The sequence below is a fragment of the Sulfitobacter sp. R86518 genome (genome assembly GCF_042466275.1).
GTDB lineage: Bacteria > Pseudomonadota > Alphaproteobacteria > Rhodobacterales > Rhodobacteraceae > Sulfitobacter > Sulfitobacter pontiacus.
In genome coordinates this window covers 683,102-703,401 of record NZ_JAXHCA010000005.1, presented here as the reverse complement: position 1 = coordinate 703,401, position 20,300 = coordinate 683,102, and the positions used below count along the sequence as shown (strand labels likewise).

17 protein-coding genes and 1 tRNA gene are annotated in these 20,300 nt (G+C 61.3%); 12 read left to right on the top strand and 6 right to left on the bottom strand.

Going from position 1 to position 20,300, the window contains the following annotated elements; all coding sequences use genetic code 11:
* Positions 1 to 85 precede the first annotated feature (85 nt).
* The 9 genes from SJY36_RS04315 (at position 86) to SJY36_RS04275 (ending at position 8,492) form a co-directional block, all read left to right on the top strand.
* Entirely contained in the window at positions 86 to 1,168 is a 1,083-nt protein-coding gene (locus SJY36_RS04315) for an ABC transporter permease (protein ID WP_386173230.1), read from the top strand.
* Entirely contained in the window at positions 1,168 to 2,088 is a 921-nt protein-coding gene (locus SJY36_RS04310; protein WP_074635361.1) for an ABC transporter permease, read from the top strand. The genes SJY36_RS04315 and SJY36_RS04310 overlap by 1 nt, the downstream gene beginning before the upstream one ends.
* Before the next feature lie 52 nt (positions 2,089 to 2,140).
* Complete coding sequence (locus SJY36_RS04305; RefSeq protein ID WP_386173229.1) at positions 2,141 to 3,214, top strand: BMP family ABC transporter substrate-binding protein; 1,074 nt, start codon at positions 2,141 to 2,143, stop codon at positions 3,212 to 3,214.
* A 132-nt stretch (positions 3,215 to 3,346) separates the two neighbouring features.
* Entirely contained in the window at positions 3,347 to 3,712 is a 366-nt protein-coding gene (locus SJY36_RS04300) for a hypothetical protein (RefSeq protein ID WP_005852060.1), read from the top strand.
* Positions 3,713 to 3,780: 68 nt separating this feature from the next.
* A complete protein-coding gene (locus tag SJY36_RS04295; protein WP_386173227.1) occupies positions 3,781 to 5,166 on the top strand; it encodes a PepSY-associated TM helix domain-containing protein in 1,386 nt (461 codons plus the stop codon).
* 87 nt (positions 5,167 to 5,253) lie between these two features.
* On the top strand, positions 5,254 to 5,868 hold the full coding sequence (locus tag SJY36_RS04290) for a glutathione S-transferase family protein (RefSeq protein WP_005852056.1): 615 nt from the start codon (positions 5,254 to 5,256) through the stop codon (positions 5,866 to 5,868).
* A 104-nt stretch (positions 5,869 to 5,972) separates the two neighbouring features.
* Entirely contained in the window at positions 5,973 to 7,058 is a 1,086-nt protein-coding gene (locus tag SJY36_RS04285; RefSeq protein WP_386173225.1) for an NAD(P)/FAD-dependent oxidoreductase, read from the top strand.
* A complete protein-coding gene (locus SJY36_RS04280; protein WP_386173223.1) occupies positions 7,055 to 7,705 on the top strand; it encodes a DUF938 domain-containing protein in 651 nt (216 codons plus the stop codon). Before SJY36_RS04285 ends, SJY36_RS04280 begins: the two co-directional genes overlap by 4 nt.
* Positions 7,706 to 7,709: 4 nt before the next feature.
* Positions 7,710 to 8,492, top strand: coding sequence for a GH25 family lysozyme (locus SJY36_RS04275; protein WP_386173221.1), 783 nt, complete (start codon positions 7,710 to 7,712; stop codon positions 8,490 to 8,492).
* A 63-nt stretch (positions 8,493 to 8,555) separates the two neighbouring features.
* On the opposite strand, the gene SJY36_RS04270 is transcribed toward SJY36_RS04275, so the two are convergent.
* From SJY36_RS04270 to SJY36_RS04255, 4 genes are all read right to left on the bottom strand, one after another.
* On the bottom strand, positions 8,556 to 11,048 hold the full coding sequence (locus tag SJY36_RS04270) for an FAD-dependent oxidoreductase (RefSeq protein ID WP_386173219.1): 2,493 nt from the start codon (positions 11,046 to 11,048) through the stop codon (positions 8,556 to 8,558).
* Between the two features lie 205 nt (positions 11,049 to 11,253).
* A complete protein-coding gene (locus SJY36_RS04265) occupies positions 11,254 to 12,666 on the bottom strand; it encodes an FAD-binding oxidoreductase (protein WP_386173217.1) in 1,413 nt (470 codons plus the stop codon).
* Between the two features lie 30 nt (positions 12,667 to 12,696).
* Positions 12,697 to 14,505 (bottom strand): gamma-glutamyltransferase, encoded by a 1,809-nt coding sequence (gene ggt, locus SJY36_RS04260; RefSeq protein WP_386173215.1) that lies wholly within the window; start codon positions 14,503 to 14,505, stop codon positions 12,697 to 12,699.
* An 81-nt stretch (positions 14,506 to 14,586) separates the two neighbouring features.
* On the bottom strand, positions 14,587 to 15,573 hold the full coding sequence (locus tag SJY36_RS04255; protein ID WP_037954222.1) for a D-glycerate dehydrogenase: 987 nt from the start codon (positions 15,571 to 15,573) through the stop codon (positions 14,587 to 14,589).
* Positions 15,574 to 15,699: 126 nt separating this feature from the next.
* Here SJY36_RS04255 and SJY36_RS04250 point away from each other — a divergent pair, with 126 nt between their 5' ends.
* The 3 genes from SJY36_RS04250 to SJY36_RS04240 all read left to right on the top strand — a co-directional run bounded on the left by SJY36_RS04250 (position 15,700) and on the right by SJY36_RS04240 (position 17,635).
* On the top strand, positions 15,700 to 16,206 hold the full coding sequence (locus SJY36_RS04250; RefSeq protein WP_005852039.1) for an SH3 domain-containing protein: 507 nt from the start codon (positions 15,700 to 15,702) through the stop codon (positions 16,204 to 16,206).
* Between the two features lie 70 nt (positions 16,207 to 16,276).
* Entirely contained in the window at positions 16,277 to 17,266 is a 990-nt protein-coding gene (locus tag SJY36_RS04245; RefSeq protein WP_386173212.1) for an NADPH:quinone reductase, read from the top strand.
* A 294-nt stretch (positions 17,267 to 17,560) separates the two neighbouring features.
* Positions 17,561 to 17,635 (top strand) — tRNA-Gln (locus tag SJY36_RS04240).
* Positions 17,636 to 18,248: 613 nt separating this feature from the next.
* On the opposite strand, the gene tcmP is transcribed toward SJY36_RS04240, so the two are convergent.
* Entirely contained in the window at positions 18,249 to 19,394 is a 1,146-nt protein-coding gene (gene tcmP / locus SJY36_RS04235) for a three-Cys-motif partner protein TcmP (protein WP_386173210.1), read from the bottom strand.
* 40 nt (positions 19,395 to 19,434) lie between these two features.
* Complete coding sequence (locus tag SJY36_RS04230) at positions 19,435 to 20,277, bottom strand: DUF5131 family protein (protein ID WP_386173208.1); 843 nt, start codon at positions 20,275 to 20,277, stop codon at positions 19,435 to 19,437.
* Positions 20,278 to 20,300 lie beyond the last annotated feature (23 nt).

Genomic DNA, 20,300 nt, shown 5'->3' with positions numbered 1-20,300 from the left:
CGTTGCTTGCGGGGGTTTCACACCCCCACACCCCCGTGGAGTTTACCTTGCAAAATGAAGCAGATGACAAGAACTGGGGCGCGGCATGATGCGGCTTGAGAAACGGCCGCAGGCCAGCCGGACGTTTTCCTATGCAACGCCGGTTCTGGCGGTGATTGCCACGATGGTTTTTGGCGGCGCGCTGTTCGCGGTGCTTGGCAAAGACCCTGTGGCGTCGATCATGACCATTTTCTGGGAGCCGCTGTTCGGCGATTTCGCCTTTTACTATCGCCCGCAACTGCTGGTGAAAGGAGCACCCCTGGTCTTGATCGCCATTGGCCTGTCGCTGGGGTTCAAGGCGGGGATCTGGAACATCGGGGCCGAGGGCCAGTACATCATGGGGGCCATTTGCGGTGCCGGTGCAGGTCTGGCCTTCTACCCCGCAGAGAGTGTTTTTATCTTTCCGGTGATGGTGCTTGCAGGCGCGCTTGGCGGATGGGTCTGGGCCATGATTCCTGCCGTGCTCAAGGTCAAATTCGGGACGAACGAGATCCTCGTGTCATTGATGCTGGTCTATGTGGCGGAACAATTCCTCGCCTCTGTCAGCCTAGGATTGCTGAAAAACCCCGAAGGCTTCGGCTTTCCGGGCAGCCGCAACCTGCAGCAATATGCATCGGCCCATAATGGCGAGTTGATCGCGGGATCGGGGATGCATTGGGGGGTGGTTGCCGCGCTGATCGCGGTGATCTTTGCCTATGTCTTATTGGCGCGGCACCGGTTGGGCTTTGCCATCCGTGTGACCGGGGAGGCACCGCGGGCGGCGCGGTTTTCCGGCGTGAACCCGACGCGGCTGGTGTTGTTCTGCATGGGCATGTCGGGTCTGCTGGCCGGTCTGGCAGGGATGTTCGAGGTCGCGGGCCCTGCGGGGCAGATCACCATCGATTTCAACGTGGGCTACGGGTTCACCGCAATCATCGTCGCCTTTCTGGGGCGGTTGCATCCTGTGGGTATCCTGTTGGCCGGTGCTCTGATGGCGCTGACCTATATCGGGGGCGACATCGCGCAAAGCCAGTTGGGACTGCCTGCCGCCGCCATTCAGGTGTTTCAGGGGATGTTGCTATTCTTCCTGCTCGCCTTTGATCTTTTCACCCATTACCGGCTGCGCCTTGGCCGGACGGAGGTCGCGTAATGGATCTGTCTGCAATCAATCCGGTGCTCTTTGTCGCGGGCTTTCTGGTGGCGGCAACGCCGCTGATCTTTGCCGCTTTGGGCGAGCTGGTGGTCGAGAAATCCGGCGTGCTGAACCTTGGGGTCGAAGGGATGATGATCATCGGCGCGATCTGCGGCTTTGCGACCGCCGTTGAAACCGGATCGCCCCTATTGGGCTTTGCCGCCGCGGCCGTGGGGGGCGCGTTGCTGAGCCTGCTGTTCGCCTTCCTGACGCAGATTACGCTGGCCAATCAGGTCGCATCGGGCTTGGCGCTGACGCTGTTCGGGCTGGGGTTTTCGGCGTTGCTGGGGCAAAGCTATGTCGGGATCAAACCACCGCGCCTGCCGGATGTGAACTTTGGCCCGCTGCATGACATCCCCGTCATCGGGCCGATCTTCTTTTCCCATGACATTATTCTGTACTTGGGCTTTGCGCTGGTCGTCGCCGTTTGGGCAGTGCTGAAATTCACCCGCATGGGGCTGATCCTGCGCGCTGTCGGCGAAAGCCACGAGGCGGCCCACGCTCTTGGCTACAAGGTGGTGCGCATCCGCACGCTGGCGATCATGTTCGGCGGGGCCTGTGCCGGTCTGGGCGGGGCCTACATCAGCCTGATCCGTGTGCCCCAATGGACAGAAGGCATGACCGCCGGTGTGGGCTGGATCGCCCTTGCGCTGGTGGTTTTTGCCAGTTGGAAGCCCTGGCGGCTGTTACTGGGTGCCTATCTTTTTGGCGGTATCACGCAGCTTCAGCTGAATCTGCAAGGCGCGGGCGTTGCCATTCCGGTCGAGTATCTGGCAATGTCGCCCTACATCATCACCATCCTTGTGCTGGTGATCCTTTCCGCGGATAAAAGCGCTGCTCCGGCATCGCTGGGCCGCACTTTCCACGCCTCTCACTAGGGGCCTATCTTCAAGCGCCGGATAAAAGGCGCGTTACTCAGGGGACTACGTTATGAACTTCACCACACTTATGGCCAGCGCGGCACTGGCGCTTGGGCTTGCGGGCGGCGCATATGCCCAAGACAAGACCAAAGTCGGTTTTGTCTTTGTTGGCCCCGTCGGCGATGGCGGCTGGACCTATGAACACAACCAGGGCCGTCTCGCAGTCGAGAAAGAATTCGGCGACGCTGTCGAAACCGTCTTTGTTGAAAACGTGGCCGAGGGCCCCGATTCCGAGCGTGTGATGACGCAGATGGCGCTGGACGGCGCGGACCTGATCTTTACCACGTCTTTTGGATATATGGACCCGACCATCAACGTCGCGGGCAAATTCCCGGATGTGAAATTCGAACACGCCACCGGCTACAAGCGCGCCGACAACGTGTCGACCTATTCCGCGCGTTTCTACGAAGGTCGCGCCATTCAGGGTCACATCGCGGGCAAGATGACCAAATCGAACATCATCGGCTATATCGGGTCCTTCCCGATCCCCGAAGTGATCCGTGGCATCAACTCGGCCTATATTCACGCCAAGAAGGTGAACCCCGATGTCGAGTTCAAGATTGTCTGGGCCTACACATGGTTTGACCCCGCCAAAGAAGCAGATGCGGCCAAGGTTCTGATCGAACAGGGTGCGGATGTTGTCCTGCAACACACCGATTCCACAGCACCTCAGGCGGCGGCGCAAGAAGCGGGCGACGTGATCACCTTTGGTCAGGCGTCCGACATGGCGCAATACGCGCCCAAGCCGCGCGTCTCGTCGATCATTGACGATTGGGCCCCCTATTACATCGCCCGCACCAAAGCGGTCATGGATGGCACATGGGAAAGCAAAGACACATGGGACGGCATCGGTGCCGGCATGGTTGGTATCGGCGAGATTACGGACGCCGTGTCTGCTGACGTAAAAGAAGAAGCGCTGGCGCTGAAAGCATCGATCGCGGATGGGTCCTACCACCCGTTCACCGGCCCGCTGAAAAAGCAGGACGGCTCCGATTTCCTGGCGGAAGGCGAAACAGCCGATGACGGCACGCTGGCGGGCATGAACTTCTATGTCGAAGGCATCAAGGGCGACATTCCGAACTAAGCCGGACACTGACCTGACACGATCAAAGGCCTCGCATCCGCGGGGCCTTTTTTGTTGCGAAATCAGCGCGGTGCCCCGTCTTGCGACAAAACGCGTCTGGTGTGGGGCGACCAAGCTGCCTACAGTAGGTACATGCGCTTTCTGCCCGCCTTCCCCTGCCAACTGCTTGCCACCGTTCTGGTGCTGCTGTCGCTTGCGACATCGGGGTTTGCGCATCGTTTCGCGCCCGTAGACCTGTCGCCCGAGCTGCAAGCCTATGTTGCCAATGGCGGCGCGCTGGCGGACCTATGCGGCACCGGTGATAGCCCGCACTCAGGCAATATGGCCGATTGCAAGACCTGCCGCCTGATCGGTGCCATGGCGCTGCCCGAAGCGGTCACCGGCCTGCCCGTTCCCGTGCTTGAGAAAACGCAAACCCTGCGCTTTGTGGCGAAACGGCTGCTGCACACACGCAAGCCTGACCCCAGCCGGCTAACCCGCGCCCCGCCCCAAGTCTGAACATCTATCCCATCTGTTCATTCTTTCCGCCTGCCGATGATGCAGGCCCTTAGGCTTGGAGCCCTCATATGACGACCCCTACCCAAACCACGCAACCCGACGGCGGCGTGAACAAACTCTACTTTGCTGCATGGCGCTGGCATTTCTATGCGGGGCTGTTCGTGCTGCCCTTTCTGTCGGTTCTCGCCATAACCGGCATGGCAATGCTGTGGATCGCCTGGATTGACGGGCGCGACGGTGAATTTACCCCGGTGACCGTGCAGGAAACCGTCCTGTCGGTCTCGGCGCAGTCGCAAGCCGCGGTCGAGGCCGTGCCCGGCGGCACGCTGGTGCAATATGTGGCCCCCCGCGCGCCTGATCTGGCGGCCCTGTTCCGCGTGGACCACGATGGGGATGCGGTGATGGTTGCGGTTGATCCCTACACGGCCAAGGTGATCGAGAGCTTTCCGCGTCGGTCCGGCTGGTACGATTTCGCGGATGGCATCCACAGTGATCTGATGCTGGGGGTGACCGGTGATCGCATGATTGAAGCCGCGGCCTCGATCGCCTTGGTGCTGATTGCCACGGGGCTTTATATGTGGTGGCCGCGTGGTGCAGGCTGGCGCGGGACGCTGCTGCCACGTTTCACCAAGGGCCGTGCGATGTGGAAATCGCTGCATGGTGTTGTGGGCATCTGGGTATCGGCCTTTCTGGTGCTGTTCCTGATCTCGGGCCTGTCCTGGGCGGGCATCTGGGGCGGCAAGATGGTGCAAGCCTGGAGCCAGTTCCCCGCCGAGAAATGGGACGCCGTGCCCCTCTCGGACGACATCCACGCCAGCATGAACCACCACCGCCGCGAGGTTCCTTGGGCGCTGGAACAAACGCCGATGCCTGCCTCTGGTAGCGCGGCTGGGGAGGCGGGCATTGAAGGGGCCGTCACGATTGACAGCATCGATGCATTGGCGCGCGAGATCGGCTTTGACGCGCGCTATCAGATGAACCTGCCGCAGAACGATACCGGCGTCTGGACGCTGAGCCGCGATTCCATGAACACCGACAGCACCGACCCGATGTCGGACCGCACCGTGCATATCGACCAGCACAGCGGCAATATCCTCGCCGATGTGCGCTATGCCGATTATTCGCTTGCGGGCAAAGCCATGGCAGTGGGGATTGCGCTGCACATGGGCACGTTGGGGCTGCTGAGCGTGCTGGCCAATACGCTGGTCTGCCTGTCGGTGCTGTTCCTCTGCGTCAGTGCGCTGGTGCTTTGGTGGAAGCGTCGCCCTACCGCCGCTGGCCGCCTGTCCGCCCCGCCCATGCCGTCAGAGCTGCCGTTGTGGCAGGGTGCCGTGCTGGTCGGGCTGTTCGTGTCGATGGCCTTTCCCATGGCCGGGGCCGTGCTGCTGAGCGTGCTGGCGGTCGATGTGTTGATCCTGTCGCGCCTACCCGCGCTGCGCCACCGTCTGACCTGACCTGAAGCCCCCGCGCCGCTTGTCAAATACGGCGCGGGGGATGCATGCCCACTACCCATCCGCCTGCAACACGCTATCATCAGCGTCATGATCAAAATCCACCACCTGAACCGGTCCCGCTCTCATCGCATTTTGTGGCTGCTCGAAGAAATCGGCGCGCCTTATGATGTCATTCCCTATACCCGCGATGCCAAGACCAACCTCGCCCCGCCCGAGCTAAAGCTCGTGCACCCCTTGGGCAAATCCCCCATGGTCGAGATCGACGGCACGCTGATCGCCGAGAGCGCGGCCATCACCGAGGTGCTTTGCACCCGTTTCGCGCCGCAGATGATCCCCGATCGTGACAGCGCCGCCTATCTGCAGCACCTTGAACTGATGCATTTCGCCGAAGGGTCCGCGATGACGCCGATCCTGCTGAACCTCTATGTCAGCCGTTTGGGCGACGCCGGTGCACCGCTGCATCCGCGCATCGCGTCTGAACTGGACAACCACTACAGCTACATGAACAGCCGCGTGCGGGCCTCGGGGCATTTTGTGCAGGATACGCTGTCGGCGGCGGATATCATGCTCAGCTTTCCGGCAGAGATCGCGATGCAGCAGGGCCGCGCCAAGGATTATCCCGCACTCGCTGGCTTTGTCGAGATGATCCACGCGCGCCCCGCCTATGGTCGCGCCACCGCGCGCGGCAAGACCGATGCCTAACCGCGCGGTTGCACGTCCCACCGGCCCATGTCACCCATAAGCAAAGAGCTTGGGGCCGGCGGGACGGGCCTGCGTGAAACCAGTGCAAGGGACAGGGGGCAGCTATGACAGAAAACACATCCGATATCCTTGTGATCGGCGGCGGCATCGCGGGCATCTCGGCCGCGGCGCGCCTGTCTGGTGATGCAAAAGTCACGGTGATCGAAGGGGAAAAAGCGCTTGGCTATCACGCCTCTGGCCGGTCGGCCGCGCTGATCGAAGAGAATTACGGTGCCCCCTCCGTGCAGGCGCTGAACAAGGCCACCGTCGGCTATCTGCGCGACGGCGGCTACCTGTCACCGCGCGGCCTCATGATCATCGCCGACCGCCACGAGGAAGAGGCGTTTCACAGCGATCTCGCCCATATGGGGGTCGAACAGATCACCCCCGACGATGCGCTCCGCCTTGTGCCGATCCTGGCCGCCGAGCGCATCGCCTTTGCTGGCTACCACGCTGACGCCCATGATATTGATACCGACCGTCTGCTGCAGGATTTCGCCAAAGAACTGCGCGGCAATGGCGGGCGGATCGAAACCGGGCATCCCGTCACATCCATCACCCGCACGGGCAATTCGTGGAAGGTCACCGCAGGCCCGCACATCTATCACGCCGCAAAACTGGTCAACGCCGCCGGGGCTTGGGCCGACCAGATTGCCATTCTGGCCGGTGTGCCTCCCATCGGCATCACCCCCTACCGCCGGTCCATGGCCCGCATTGCGGCACCGGGCGGGCATGACCTGTCGCGCTGGCCGATGTTCTTTGGCGTGGGCGAAACATGGTACGCCAAGCCTGATGCGGGCGCGCTGCTGATCTCGCCCGCTGATGAGGACGCGACCGAACCGCAGGACGCATGGGCCGACGACATGGTGCTGGCCGAAGGGCTGGAGCGGTATCAGAACATGGTCGCCGCGCCGCTGACGAAACCCATCGCAACATGGGCGGGGCTGCGCAGCTTTGCCGTGGACCGCACGTTGGTGCTGGGCCCCGATCCCGCCCAGCCCGACTTTATCTGGAGCGCGGGACAAGGCGGCTACGGTTTCCAGACCAGCGCCGCCGCCTCGCAACTGGTGGCCGATCTGACCCTTGGCAATGCGCCGTCGCTGCCCGATCCCGTGGTCGAGGCACTGCGCCCCGATAGGCTGCGCGCATGACAGCCAAGCTTCCCCCAAGCGCCAGCGTCGCGCTGCCCACCCGCGGTGCCATGCTGCACGCCCCCGCCGCCGACCGGAACAAAGACGCCCTGTGTGACCTGCTGCGTGACCATGCACCTCAGACAGGTCGCGCGCTCGAGGTTGCCAGCGGGACGGGGCAGCATATCGCCGCCTTCGCCCGCGCCCTGCCCGATCTGCACTGGCAGCCGACCGAGCCTGCCCCCGACCGCCGCGACAGCATCGACGCCTATATCGCCGAAGCCGGGCTGACCAACGTCGCCCCCGCCGCCCCGCTGGATGCAGCAGCGGCGGGTTGGCACAAGCCACTGCCACCGCAAGACCTGATCTTCCTCGCCAACCTGCTGCATCTGATCCCGACAGAGGCCGCGCAGCAGGTCATCGCCGAAGCCGCGCTTGCGCTCGCCGCCGGTGGCACGTTGATCCTCTATGGTCCGTTCCGCCGCGAGGGTGTGCTCACCTCCGACGGAGATGCGAAATTCGAGGCCGAGCTGCGCACCGCCGATCCCGCCATCGGGTACAAGGATACGGTCGACATCACGCGTTGGCTCAGCGATGCTGCACTAAGCCCGATCGACAGGATCGACATGCCCGCCAATAATCTGGCCTTTATCGCACGAAAGCCGTGACCCTATGCCCCGACTTCGCGTTCTTGCCCTCCTCTCTGCCCTTGCCCTTTCGGCCTGTGGTGCGCCGCAACTCTCTGTCCCTGTGGGAGATGTGACGGCGGCCAATTTCGGCGACCGCAAGCCGTTCGACTGGCCCGGCCAAAGCCCCGACCGCTATGCGGTGCACGGCATTGATGTGGCGCGCTTCCAGCAATCGCTGAACTGGGGCGAGGCCCGCGTCTCCGGCGTGAACTTCGCCTTCATCAAAGCCACCGAAGGCGGCGATCTACTGGACCCGATGTTCCAGAACCACTGGGAGGGTGCCGGCCGCGCCGGTGTCGCCCGCGGGGCCTATCACTTCTATTATTTCTGCACGACGCCCGAGAAACAGGCCCGCTGGTTCATCGAAAACGTGCCCAAAGCGCCGGGCATGCTGCCCCCCGTGCTGGATCTGGAGTGGAACCCCTTTTCCCCCACCTGCACCCTGCGCCCGCCCGCCGATACCGTCCGGCGCAACGCGCAGAACTTTCTAAGCATCCTGCGCGCGCATTACGGGCAGCAGCCCGTCGTCTACACCACGCCGGAGTTCTATGCCCAGAATGACATGGGGCGTCTGCGCGGTGTTGAATTCTGGCTCCGCTCCACCGCCGCCCACCCGTCCGAGAAATACCCCGACGAGCGCTGGACCTTCTGGCAATACACCAGCACCGGCCGCGTCCCCGGAGCCGCCGGCGACATCGACATCAACGTCTATGCCGGTAGCCCCAGCAGCTGGGACAACTGGCTTTCGCGGCGTCAGGTGCGGTAGGAAAAAAGCCCCGCCAAACATGTGGTTGGCGGGGCTCTGTATGTGTCAGAGTAAATGTCTGCGTCACCCATCCACGCGGATCGTTGCGTTTTTCGGGTCGTAGGGGCTGTCCTCTACCACTTCGGCGTCCCATAGCTGGTCGAACATCTTGACCTTCAGCTTCGTGCCGACCTCCGCGATGTCGGGTTTGACGTAGCCCATGCCGATGGATTTCCCGAAGGCCACCGAATACCCGCCCGAGGTCAGGCGGCCAACGCGGGTGTCGCCGTGATACAGCACTTCGCGGCCCCAAGGGTCGGCGTCGTCGGGCCCGTCGATCAGCAAGGTCACACATTTGCTGCGAATGCCATGGGCTTGCATTGCGTCCTTGCCGTGGAAGTCCTTGGACAGGTCGACAAAGCGCGGCAGGTCGGCCTCTAGCGGGGTGGCATCGCGGCCCAGTTCATTGCCGAAAGCACGGTAGGATTTCTCTTGCCGCAGCCAGTTCTGTGCCCGCGCGCCGACCAGTTTCATCCCGTGTTTCTCACCCGCCTTCTCCAGCAGATCGAACAGGTGGTTCTGCATCTCGATCGGGTGGTGCAGCTCCCAGCCGAGCTCTCCGGTATAGGCGACGCGGATGGCGCGGACAGGGACCATCCCCAGCTCGATATTGCGCATGGTCAACCAGGGGAACCGCTTGTTGCTCAGCACCGTCTCGGGGTCCGCATCCTTGATGACCTCTTTCAGGACATCACGCGATTTGGGGCCCGCAATGGCAAAGACACCCCATTGCGTGGTCACGTCATGACATTCGATATACCCGAATTCGGGCGCTTTATCGGCGATGGCCTTGCGCAGGAAATCACTGTCATAGGCCGTCCAGGCCCCGGCGGACACAAGGTAGTATTCATCCTGAGCGAGCCGCACGATGGTATATTCGGTGCGCGTGGTGCCGTTGATCGTCAGCGCATAGGTCAGGTTGATGCGCCCGACGGAAGGCAGCTTGTTGCAGGTGAACCAATCCAGAAAGGCAGTGGCCCCCGGCCCCTTGACCAGATGTTTGGTAAAGGCGGTCGCATCGATCAGGCCCACGCCCTCGCGGATCGCCTTGGCCTCATCGACCGCATGCTGCCACCAGCCGCCGCGCCGGAAGGACCGGCTGTCATGGTCATTGAACCCCAGCGGCGCAAAGTAGTTCGGGCGTTCCCACCCGTTCACATGGCCGAACTGTGCGCCACGGGCGGCCTGACGGTCATAGGCGGGCGAGGTGCGCAAGGGCCGACAGGCGGGGCGCTCCTCATCCGGGTGGTGCAGGATATAGACGTGCTCGTAGGCCTCTTCGTTCTTGCGCGCGGCATATTCGGTGGTCATCCAGTCGCCATAGCGTTTGGGGTCCAGCGACGCCATGTCGATCTCGGCCTCGCCCTCGACCATCATCTGCGCCAGATAGTAGCCCGTGCCCCCCGCAGCCGTGATCCCGAAAGAGAACCCTTCGGCCAGCCACATATTGCGCAGGCCGGGTGCCGGACCAACCAGCGGGTTGCCGTCGGGCGTATAGCAGATCGGCCCGTTGAAATCGTCCTTGAGGCCGGAGTCCGCACAAGACGGAACGCGTTCGGCCATCGCCATATACTGATCCGCGATCCGGTCCAGATCCAGCGGAAACAGATCGGCCCGGAAGCTGTCCGGCACCCCATATTCGAACCGCGCAGGCGCGCCGCGCTCGTAGATTCCCAAAATCCAGCCGCCCCGCTCTTCGCGGGCGTAGGATTCATTGTCGGCGTCCCGCACAACCGGATGCTCCGGATTGCCGTCGGCGCGCCATTTGACCAGCTCGGGGTCCTGATCCATCACGATAAACGTATGTTCAACCGGAATGGCGGGCATCTTGATGCCCAGCATCTTGGCGGTGCGCTGCGCGTGGTTGCCGCTGGCGGTAACAACATGTTCGGCGGTGATCACGACCTGCTCGTCCGAGGGGACAAGGTTCCCGCCCTTCTCGACCATCTTCGTGATGGTAACTTCCCACGCCGCGCCATTCCAGTGAAAGGCATCCGCCTGCCACTTGCGCTCAATCGCCACGCCCCGCTGCCGCGCGCCCTTGGCCATCGCCATGGTGACATCGGCGGGGTTAATGTAGCCGTCCGTCTGGTGATACAGCGCGCCTTTCAGATCGTCGGTCTTGATCAGCGGCCATTTTGCCTTGATCTCGTCCGGCGTCATGAAAGTATAGGGCACGCCGCAGGTCTCGGCGGTGGAGGCATAGAGCATGTATTCGTCCATGCGTTCGTCCGTCTGCGCCATGCGCAGGTTCCCCACCACGGCAAAGCCCGCGTTCAGGCCGGTCTCTTCCTCAAGCGTCTTGTAGAACTTGATTGAATAGTCGTGGATGTGGGTCGTCGCATAGGACATGTTGAAATAGGGCAACAACCCTGCCGCGTGCCATGTAGACCCCGAGGTCAGCTCGTCCCGCTCAAGCAACATCACATCATCCCATCCGGCGCGGGCCAGATGATAGGCAATCGACGTGCCAACGGCGCCGCCGCCCACAACCAGTGCTTTGACTTGAGTTTTCATGAATCCAATGCTCCGCCAGAATAGGTCTTAGCGACATTTAGCAGTCCCCGCGCAAAACGCAGAACCCAGCCGACCAAAGACAGCACAAATGCGACCAACGTCGAAAAACTCGCGCGCAGGCCGCTTCCAAATGGTTAAAATCCCCGCCGGAGGCATCGCATCCCTGCCGGTGGCAGGGATCGATATACCGCGCGCGCCGCCCCGACTACGCCAGGGATTCGGGAAGAATCTTGCCCGGGTTCATAATGTTATCGGGGTCGAGCGCCTGTTTGATCGCGCCCATGACGCCCACTGCCGCTCCCAGTTCCTTGACCAGATAGGGGCGTTTGCCCTGTCCGATGCCATGCTCTCCGGTGCATGTCCCCTCCATCGAGATCGCGAGCTCGTTGAGCCAGCTAATGAACGCCTCGGCGCGGGCGACTTCATCCGCGTCGTCCATATCCAGCAGCAGCGAGGCGTGGAAATTGCCATCGCCTGCGTGGCCGACGATGGGCGCGATCAGGTCCAGCTCCGCCGCTTTGGCGTTCGCGCGGCCGACCGCTTCGGCCAGCCTTGAGATCGGGACACAAACGTCGGTCGCCACCGCCTTGCAGCCGGGGCGAAGGGCCAGCATCGCCCAATAGGCGTCATGGCGCGCTTGCCACAGCTTGTTGCGTTCCTCCATCGTGGTGGTCGCCTGATAGTCGGTGCCGCCGTTTTCATCGGCGAGCGCTGCGAATGTCTCGGTCTGTTCGACCACACCAGCGTCAGAGCCATGAAACTCCAGCAGCAACATCGGCGTTTCGGGCAGCGACAGTTTGGCATAGGCATTCACCGCGCGCACGACCATCGCGTCCAGCAGCTCTATCCGTGCGACGGGCAGCCCGTATTGGATCACGCTTTGCACGGTTTCACAGGCCGCCTCGACCGAGGGGAAGGAACAGCGGGCAGAGCTGATCGCCTCGGGGATGCCTTGCAGTTTAAGCGTGATCTCGGTGATCACGCCCAATGTCCCTTCAGAGCCCACCATCAGACGCGTCAGATCGTATCCGGCGGATGATTTGCGCGCCCGTGCGCCGGTGCGGATCACCGTGCCATCGGCCATCACCGCCTCGACCGCCAGCACGTTGTCCTTCATCGTGCCATAGCGCACCGCATTGGTGCCCGAGGCCCGCGTCGCCGTCATCCCGCCAAGCGAGGCATTGGCCCCGGGATCAATGGGAAAGAACAGACCCTGATCCCGCAAATGGGTGTTCAGCGCCTCGCGCGTGACGCCGGGTTGCACGCGGCAATCCAGATCGCCGGCGTTGACCTCGACCACAGCGTCCATCTGCGTGACGTCGATCGACACGCCCCCCGCGGGCGCATTCACATGCCCTTCAAGCGAGGTGCCGGTGCCGAAGGCGATGACCGGCACCCTATGCGCGGCGCAGACCTTGACCACAGCCGCGACATCGTCGGTCGAGCGGGCAAAAACCACAGCATCGGGAGCCTGATTTCTGATCCAGGTCGTCGTATGCCCGTGCTGTTCGCGGATCGCGCCCCCCGTCTGGAAGCGTTCGCCGAATTGCTGCTTGAGGATACCCAAAGCGGTGTCGATCCCGGTCTCGTTGCGGGGCATGTCGGTGGCCTGTGCCATGTGGTCTTTCCTTTGGTTCAGAATGGGCGATCACTCGCCAAGGGCGATGCCTTCGCGGCGCGGGTCAGCCCCGCCGCGCAGGTCATCGCCAATCGAAATCATATGCAACCCCGAGGTCAGCGCGCGGGTGTTCACCTCGTAGCCAAGGCCGGACAGCGCATCGGCCATCGCGGCGGCGTCGGTGCCTTCCTCAAGGTCGTAGGGGCCGAACCGGTTGATCGCATGGGGCAGTGCGGTGGCCTGTTGCACATCCATTCCCCAATCCAGATGCGCGATGATTGCGCCCGCGACATAGCCGATGATGCGGCTGCCACCGGGGCTGCCCACGGCCAGAACCGGCGCGCCATCCTTCATCACAATCGTCGGTGCCATCGACGAGCGCGGGCGTTTTCCCGGCTCGACCCGATTGGCAATCGGCACGCCATCGGTATGCGACCGGAAAGAGAAATCCGTCAGCTCGTTATTCAACAAAAACCCGCGCACCATCAGGCGGCTCCCAAAGCCGTTTTCGATGGTGGTGGTCATGCTTGCGACGTTACCCATGCTGTCCACGATCGACACATGCGAGGTCGACGGCAGCTCGATAGAGATATCATCGGCAAAGTTCAGGGCATGGTCGAAAGCGGGCGCGCCCGCGGTGACTTCGGGCAGCGCATCGTCGCCCTGCAACAGCTTGGCGCGCTCCGCCAGATAGGATGGGTCGAGCATACCGGTCACCGGCACCGGCACATAATCGGTATCAGCTACATAGCGCCCCCGATCCGCAAAGGCGAGCCGCGAGGCATCGCCGATCAGCCGCAACAAATCTGCGTACGCCGGTCCGGCGCTCAGGTCCGCATTTTCCAGCAGCCCCAGTATTTGCCCAACGGCCAACGCACCGGAGGACGGCGGCCCCATGCCACAGACCTCATGCCCGTGATAGGGCGCGCAAAGGGCGTCGCGTTCCTTGACCCGATAGATCGAAAGATCGACCTCTGACAGCACACCGGGGTTGGTGGCCCCTTGGACAGCCCCCACGATGTCGCGCGCAATGTCGCCGGTATAGAAAGCCTTCGCCCCGCGTTCAGCCAGCGCTGCAACCGTGCGGGCATAGTCAGGATTTTTCAGCGTATCGCCTGCCTGAACCGGCGTGCCGTTCGGCATGAAATAGGATGCTGTCGTTTCCGACGTTGCCAGCCGTTCGGCGTCATCAGCCACCAGCCCCGCAAGACGTGGGGACACGGCAAAGCCCTTCTCGGCCAAGGCGACAGAGGGGGCCAGCAGCTCGGCCCACGGCTGGTTGCCCCATTTCTCATGCGCTGCGGCCATCAACGCAGGGGTGCCCGGCGTACCGACCGACCGCCCGCCAACGACGGCGTCAAAGAACCCCAGCGGCACACCTTGATCGTCCTGAAACAATTGCGGCGTGACCGCCAGCGGCGCGGTTTCGCGCCCGTCCAGCGTGGTCAGCCTGCCCGATGCGGCGTCATACCAGACCAGAAACGCCCCGCCACCCAGGCCAGAGCTTTGCGGCTCCACCAGCCCCAGCATCGCTTGGACGGCGACCAGCGCGTCGGCAGCGGTGCCGCCCCGTGCCAGCACATCCGCCCCTGCCTGAACCGCATGAGGGTTGGCGGCGGCGACCATCCAGTTCCGGGCGATGACGGGTTTGCCCGCATCCTTAGCCTCGAAGGCGGCGGTGATCCGCGGCGACATGCCGGTAAAGCTGCCTTGGCTGGCACCTTCGGGCGCGACACTATCGGCGGCCTGTTGCGCGAAAGCGGCCCCGCTTACAAAACCACCTATGGCGATGGCTGTGCAGGTCCGCCCGATGTACTTTACGATGTGATGTGCAAGCATGGTCCCCTCCCCGTTCCGGTGCTCGGGGTCAACCTACTTGTTTTTAGCGCCAGCGCAAATTGAACCGCACCGGCGCTGCACCTAAAGCATTGAGGGTACGACCTGATCCGGCGGACGGTGCCCGTCTTCGAAGGTCTTGATGTTGATGATGACCTTCTCGCCCATCTCCACCCGCCCTTCGAGCGTCGCAGACCCCATATGCGGCAAGAGCACGACATTGGTCAGCTCGCGCAAGCGCGGGTTGATGTCGGTGCCGTGTTCATACACGTCCAGCCCTGCGCCTTGCAGCTCGCCCGCGCGCAGCATCCGCGTCAGCGCGTTTTCGTCGATCACTTCCCCCCGGGAGGTGTTTACGATCACCGCGTCGGGCTTCATCAGCTTCAGACGGCGGGCGTTCATCAGATGGAAGGTGCTGGGGGTGTGCGGGCAGTTGATGCTCATCACGTCCATGCGGGCCACCATCTGGTCAAGGCTTTCCCAATAGGTCGCGCCAAGGCTCTCTTCGATCTCGGGGCGCAGACGGCGGCGGTTGTGGTAGTGGACCTGCATGCCAAAGGCAGCCGCGCGCCGTGCGACGGCCTGACCAATGCGGCCCATCCCCAGAATACCCAAACGGCGGCCGCTGACGCGCCCGCCAAGCAGCGCAGTCGGGGCCCAGCCCTGCCAATCGCCTTTTTGCATCTGCGCCATGCCTTCGGACATGCGCCGTGTGACCGCGAGAATCAGCGCCATGGTCATATCGGCGGTGTCTTCCGTCAGCACGCCGGGCGTATTGGACACCAGAATCCCGCGCTGCCGCGCTGTCATCACGTCAATATGATCGACACCCGCCCCGTAGTTCGCGATCAGTTTCAGCCGGTCCCCCGCCTGCCCGATCAGTGCCGCGTCGATTTCATCGGTCACGGTGGGCACCAGAATATCCGCAGTTTTCATCGCCTCGCCCAGTTCAGAGCGGGTCATCGGCGTGTCATCCGCGCGCAACGTCACATGAAACAGTTCCGTCAATCGCTTTTCGACGACTTCCGGCAACCGTCGCGTGACTACAACACTTAGCGGTTGCTTTGACATTGTGGGCCTCCCAAATATGGCTTTGCACTGTGCTTGGTGGCATGGTGTCCCAAGCAGAGACGAGGCACAAGAACCTCGCAGGGCAAAACTGCATTAAATCAACGGCAACAGACCAGACAGGCAGTCATGAAACCGATGTTACGTTCCGTCCTTTTGGGCGCCCTTGCAGCCGTTCACCTGTGCACCACCCCGGTTTTCGCGCAAGAGGTCGGCCAGGTGACCAACCTGCCGGTGCCCCGTTTCGTGTCCATGAAAGCGAGCGAGGGGAACGTGCGGCGCGGGCCTTCGCTGACGCACCGGATCGATTGGGTGTTCAAACATCGCGACCTGCCCCTGCGCATCACGGCAGAGCATGGCCATTGGCGCCGCGTCGAAGACCGCGACGGTATGGGCGGCTGGGTGCATTATTCGCTTTTGTCGGGCACGCGCACCGTTCTGGTGGAACAAGACCGTCTGCAGCTGCTTGTCCGCCCCGACCCCAAGGCCCCCGTCGAGGCAGAGCTTGAACTGGGCGTGATCGCGCGGCTCGGGGCCTGTGACCTTGAATGGTGTTTCCTGCGGGTCGGCGGCTATAAAGGCTGGGCCCCCAAAGCACGGCTTTGGGGCGTGGGCCCGAAAGAGCTACGCGACTGACCGCGCAATTGCACATGCCGCGGTCTTGGGCTTAGGTGACACAACACCGTCCCCATGATCAGGAGCTCTCATGCGCGCAGTCACCTATTCCACCCTTGGCGAAGCACGCGACGTGCTGACCCTGACCGAGATGCCAACCCCTGCCCCCGCTGCGGGCGAGGTGCTGGTGCGGCTGGCCGTGTCGGGCGTCAACCCGTCCGATGTGAAATCCCGCCGCGGGCGCCCCGGCATGACCCATCCGCCCTTCGAGACTGTGATCCCGCATAGCGATGGTGCCGGCGTGATCGAGGCCGTGGGCGACGGTGTGGACCAAGCCCGCGTGGGCCAGCGCGTCTGGATCTGGAACGGGCAATGGCAGCGCCCCTTCGGCACTGCCGCGACCCATATCGTCCTGCCACAAGCGCAGGCCGTCCCGCTGCCCGATGACGTGAGCTTTGACACTGCCGCCAGCCTTGGCATACCCGGGCTGACCGCGGCCCACGCCGTGTTCAACGGCGGTGATGTCGCGGGGCAAACGCTGCTTATCCAGGGGGGCGCGGGCACCGTCGGCTATCTCGCCGTGCAATTCGCCGCCTGGGCAGGGGCGCGCGTTATCGCCACCACCGGAGCCAGTGGGGCCGAGCGCGCAAAATCCGCAGGCGCGCAGGTCGTGCTGGACTATAGCGCCTCCGATCTGGCGCAACAGGTGCTTGATGCCAACGGTGGTGCCCCCGTCGACCAGATCATCGAGGTCGAATTCGGGGCCAATATCGCGCTGGATGCAGAGGTGATCAAACCCAACGGGCGCATCGCGGCCTATGGCTCTGCCAAGGTGATGGAGCCGACGCTCCCCTTCCTGCCCCTGCTCTTTAAGGCGGTGACCATCGACATCATCCTCGTCTACCTGCTGACCGAGGCCGAACGTGCCCTCGCGATCAAGAAAACCCACCAAGCCTTGGCCGAAGGGGCGCTGCACTGCCCGGTCGAGCAGACATTCGCGCTGTCAGACACGGTCAAAGCCCATGAAGCCGTCGAAGCCGGTGCCCGCGCCGGTGCGATCTTGATCAACTGCGAGGGCTGACAGTCCTAGCACGCGACACATACTGCACCCTTGAAGCGAGGGGGACGGCCGCGGTGCGCCCCCACGTCCCCCCTTTCGCGCGATCACGTGTTCGCTCGGACGCAGGATATCAGCAGCAAGACATACAGCGGCAATAGGCCCCCTGAGGCAGAGCGGCACCGCTGATCCTCCCCAATAGAACACAGCCTGCTCTGCCCCAAACACGGCTCAAGAATAAATTCCGAGATTCTCCCCACTTTTTCTCCAGAAAGGTATTGCACCCCCCCGCACTCCGGACTAATTACGCCCACACGTTGGGATGTAGCCAAGTGGTAAGGCAACTGTTTTTGGTACAGTGTACCGTAGGTTCGAATCCTACCATCCCAGCCAACTTTCTTTCTCACACTCGAAATAACAAAGACTTAACCAAGTCTGGTACGACGTCTGTGTCACGGCATTCTGAGACTGTAACACAGAGTGTGACACAGGGCCTTGCGCGCTATGCCCAACAGCATCGCGTTTCAGCCCGTCGAAACCACCGACAAAAACCTAAATATCGAGCCGGCCCCTACCTGATGCGTAGAGGCCGGATGTTCTATTTCCGTAAACGTCTGCTCAGGTGTAGAGCGAAGGAAATGCTGGCAGAAACAGGGCTTTTAATCCGGAAGACCCTAGATGTGCCCGGAAGAAGCCGGATGACTGTACAGCCTTAAAAATAAGAGGGTTGGTGCGAGATCACCTAAAATTATGTGATTACAGCGCTGCCAAATAAGCTTCGCACCTATTGTGCAAAAGTCTATGGCCAGAAAATAATGAGCCATAAAAATAAGGAAATCGATCTCACAAGGTGGGACGGAGCTAGCCGTTTCGATTGAAAACGTCCCACCTTGTTCAAACCCCTGTTAAACATCGCTTCAACAGTTGGTAGCGATCAATCATCTCAGAATAAGGTGGGACGTTTTCAGAATTGATTTTGGCTCAAAGATAATCGCAATCACGTGTCCTACACCCGAGTGATCATATCATCACGGTTCGGCTTTTTTGCTTTTTCACTTCTTGTTTTCCAAGTCCGCTGCAATTTTCCCCTGTTGGCCATCGCAACAACAACATCTCCAAGTTCGCTACGCTTGAGAAACAGATCTTGCTGGGCGATCGCAGCAAACTTCGCAAAGGCGATCCCATTGGGGTGCTCGTCCAAGAGGGACGTCAAATGCTGATCTGCCCGTTCAAGGTGTTCTTGTCGTTTTTTGAGATAGGGACCCCGAATTTCGAGATCGTCTGACATCCCTGCCGCATCGAAAAGACTGGCATGCTGCTGAGTATTAGACTTCTTGAACCGGGCTCGATCGTGAGACGAAAGGGCTGTGAACTCTGCTCCCCGCATGACCTCCATACCTTCGTGATGCCAAGTGGCATATGCCAAGTTAAACTGGATCATATTCTTGTCAGGGTTATGGATCGGCGAAAAGGCAGCGTATTTATATTTCAAATCAGCTCTGAGCATCTTGAGATACTCAGCTTCAACAAGCTCAATCGTGACGCCGGTATCTATCAGGTATCTCGCTCGCTTTTCGCCCAACAGACCAACGAGAGCGCTTTCCCTGTCCTTGTGATCGCTTGAGACGAACCTCTCCATAAAGGAACGCATGAAGTTGACAATTACCTCACTAGAACGCCCATTAAAAAGCTTGAGGGCTGAAGGAGGAAACCCCGTGTATCCCGTGGGATCAACAAAGAGGAGTTGAAAGGCGTGGTCCGCTGCAGCACGTATACTGGGCGCATTAGTCGCAAACTCGCCTTGGAAAGTTTCGATCTTAAGCAAGGGGTATTTTTCACGAACTCGGGAAACGTATTCGGCCAGCAGTCGATATGAGGAAGGTTTCGCCTCGTTGAAGATGCATCTGATCCGTCTATCTTCGGGCGTGTGTCCGAGCGCCTCCGCGACATCAGAGAGTGTCTTCAGAGATACCCCAATCGATGTGTCGCTTAGGTGCTCCGTATCCCTGTGCTCCCAAGGACCAGAAAAGCCATCGATAAAATCAATACTTGCCCAAGTGCTTAGAATTTTATTGGCAAACGGTGTGAGGTAACGAGCCAATATCTGGTGTTTCGCTTCACTCTGCTCTCGTCCGAAGTACAAATCCGTCATCACCGAATCCCTATTATCGCGGGAGTTCAGTAACGCACTATCAGCCTATGCGGGCAACAGTTTGCGTGGGCAGTTGGTCCCATTCTTTTCCGGCCAAAGTACGACCCGCAATCTTCTTGCCAACCCGGAGCATCTCAGTTCCATCAGCAGCGGTGGCTTTTGCAGCCTTTTTATGTGCTAGAAGATTTATCCCATCACCTGGAGCCCAATCCCCCCACTGTTTAAAGTGAAATGCTGTTTCAGCTCTCATGCATTGAGCGTGTAGCTCTGTGAACCATTGTGGAGATGCCGGCCGCGCTTTCGGGCCACTTTCGCCGCCGGTGATAACCCAGTCAATTGTTGAGCCAAGCCATCTCTTCAGATCAAGTGGTCCTAGCAAAGGCTCTGCCGAGATAAACCGGACCTTGGCAGGAATACTCTCCAAGTACGGCAACAGCTCATCAGCGCGTGTCTGCAACTCCACGGTCGTTCCAAGCCAGACGTTATCGGGCCAGCTATCTGTCCACCGCGCAAGGCGTGCTACATTCTGTGGGCGCTTCGTGAGAAGGAGCCAGTCAAGATTGGGTGTTGCTTCGATCAGATCGAACAGTCGATCCCGTGCCTCGAGCAGTTCGTCGCGGTCCTCGAACACATCGGCCATGGAGGCACAGAAGACGCGCGGCCGCTCGGCTGCACCTTCTGCTTCGCGGTTCCATTTCAAGGGCTGTCGCCAGTGGTTATCGCTAAGAAAACGGCGCTCGGGCTTCGGTCCCCACACATTCTGACCAACGCGCTTGGCCCATGCTTCGGCATAACAATGCTTGCAAGCCTCGGAGACCTTAGTGCAACCCCACCAGGGATTGAACGTATGCGTCGTCCATTCGATCTTTGAATTCGCGCCCATGATGTTCTCCTTTACGAAAGTTC

Bases quoted from the DNA above. Each gene is read 5' to 3' on its own strand.
- SJY36_RS04310 (WP_074635361.1), top strand. From the start codon at position 1,168: ATGGATCTGTCTGCAATCAATCCGGTGCTCTTTGTCGCGGGCTTTCTG.
- SJY36_RS04275 (WP_386173221.1), top strand. From the start codon at position 7,710: ATGCCCCGACTTCGCGTTCTTGCCCTCCTCTCTGCCCTTGCCCTTTCG.
- SJY36_RS04265 (WP_386173217.1), bottom strand. From the start codon at position 12,666: ATGGCACAGGCCACCGACATGCCCCGCAACGAGACCGGGATCGACACC.
- ggt (WP_386173215.1), bottom strand. From the start codon at position 14,505: ATGCTTGCACATCACATCGTAAAGTACATCGGGCGGACCTGCACAGCC.
- SJY36_RS04285 (WP_386173225.1), top strand. From the start codon at position 5,973: ATGACAGAAAACACATCCGATATCCTTGTGATCGGCGGCGGCATCGCG.
- tcmP (WP_386173210.1), bottom strand. From the start codon at position 19,394: ATGACGGATTTGTACTTCGGACGAGAGCAGAGTGAAGCGAAACACCAG.
- SJY36_RS04315 (WP_386173230.1), top strand. From the start codon at position 86: ATGATGCGGCTTGAGAAACGGCCGCAGGCCAGCCGGACGTTTTCCTAT.
- SJY36_RS04255 (WP_037954222.1), bottom strand. From the start codon at position 15,573: ATGTCAAAGCAACCGCTAAGTGTTGTAGTCACGCGACGGTTGCCGGAA.
- SJY36_RS04295 (WP_386173227.1), top strand. From the start codon at position 3,781: ATGACGACCCCTACCCAAACCACGCAACCCGACGGCGGCGTGAACAAA.
- SJY36_RS04250 (WP_005852039.1), top strand. From the start codon at position 15,700: ATGAAACCGATGTTACGTTCCGTCCTTTTGGGCGCCCTTGCAGCCGTT.
- SJY36_RS04270 (WP_386173219.1), bottom strand. From the start codon at position 11,048: ATGAAAACTCAAGTCAAAGCACTGGTTGTGGGCGGCGGCGCCGTTGGC.
- SJY36_RS04280 (WP_386173223.1), top strand. From the start codon at position 7,055: ATGACAGCCAAGCTTCCCCCAAGCGCCAGCGTCGCGCTGCCCACCCGC.
- SJY36_RS04230 (WP_386173208.1), bottom strand. From the start codon at position 20,277: ATGGGCGCGAATTCAAAGATCGAATGGACGACGCATACGTTCAATCCC.
- SJY36_RS04300 (WP_005852060.1), top strand. From the start codon at position 3,347: ATGCGCTTTCTGCCCGCCTTCCCCTGCCAACTGCTTGCCACCGTTCTG.
- SJY36_RS04305 (WP_386173229.1), top strand. From the start codon at position 2,141: ATGAACTTCACCACACTTATGGCCAGCGCGGCACTGGCGCTTGGGCTT.
- SJY36_RS04290 (WP_005852056.1), top strand. From the start codon at position 5,254: ATGATCAAAATCCACCACCTGAACCGGTCCCGCTCTCATCGCATTTTG.
- SJY36_RS04245 (WP_386173212.1), top strand. From the start codon at position 16,277: ATGCGCGCAGTCACCTATTCCACCCTTGGCGAAGCACGCGACGTGCTG.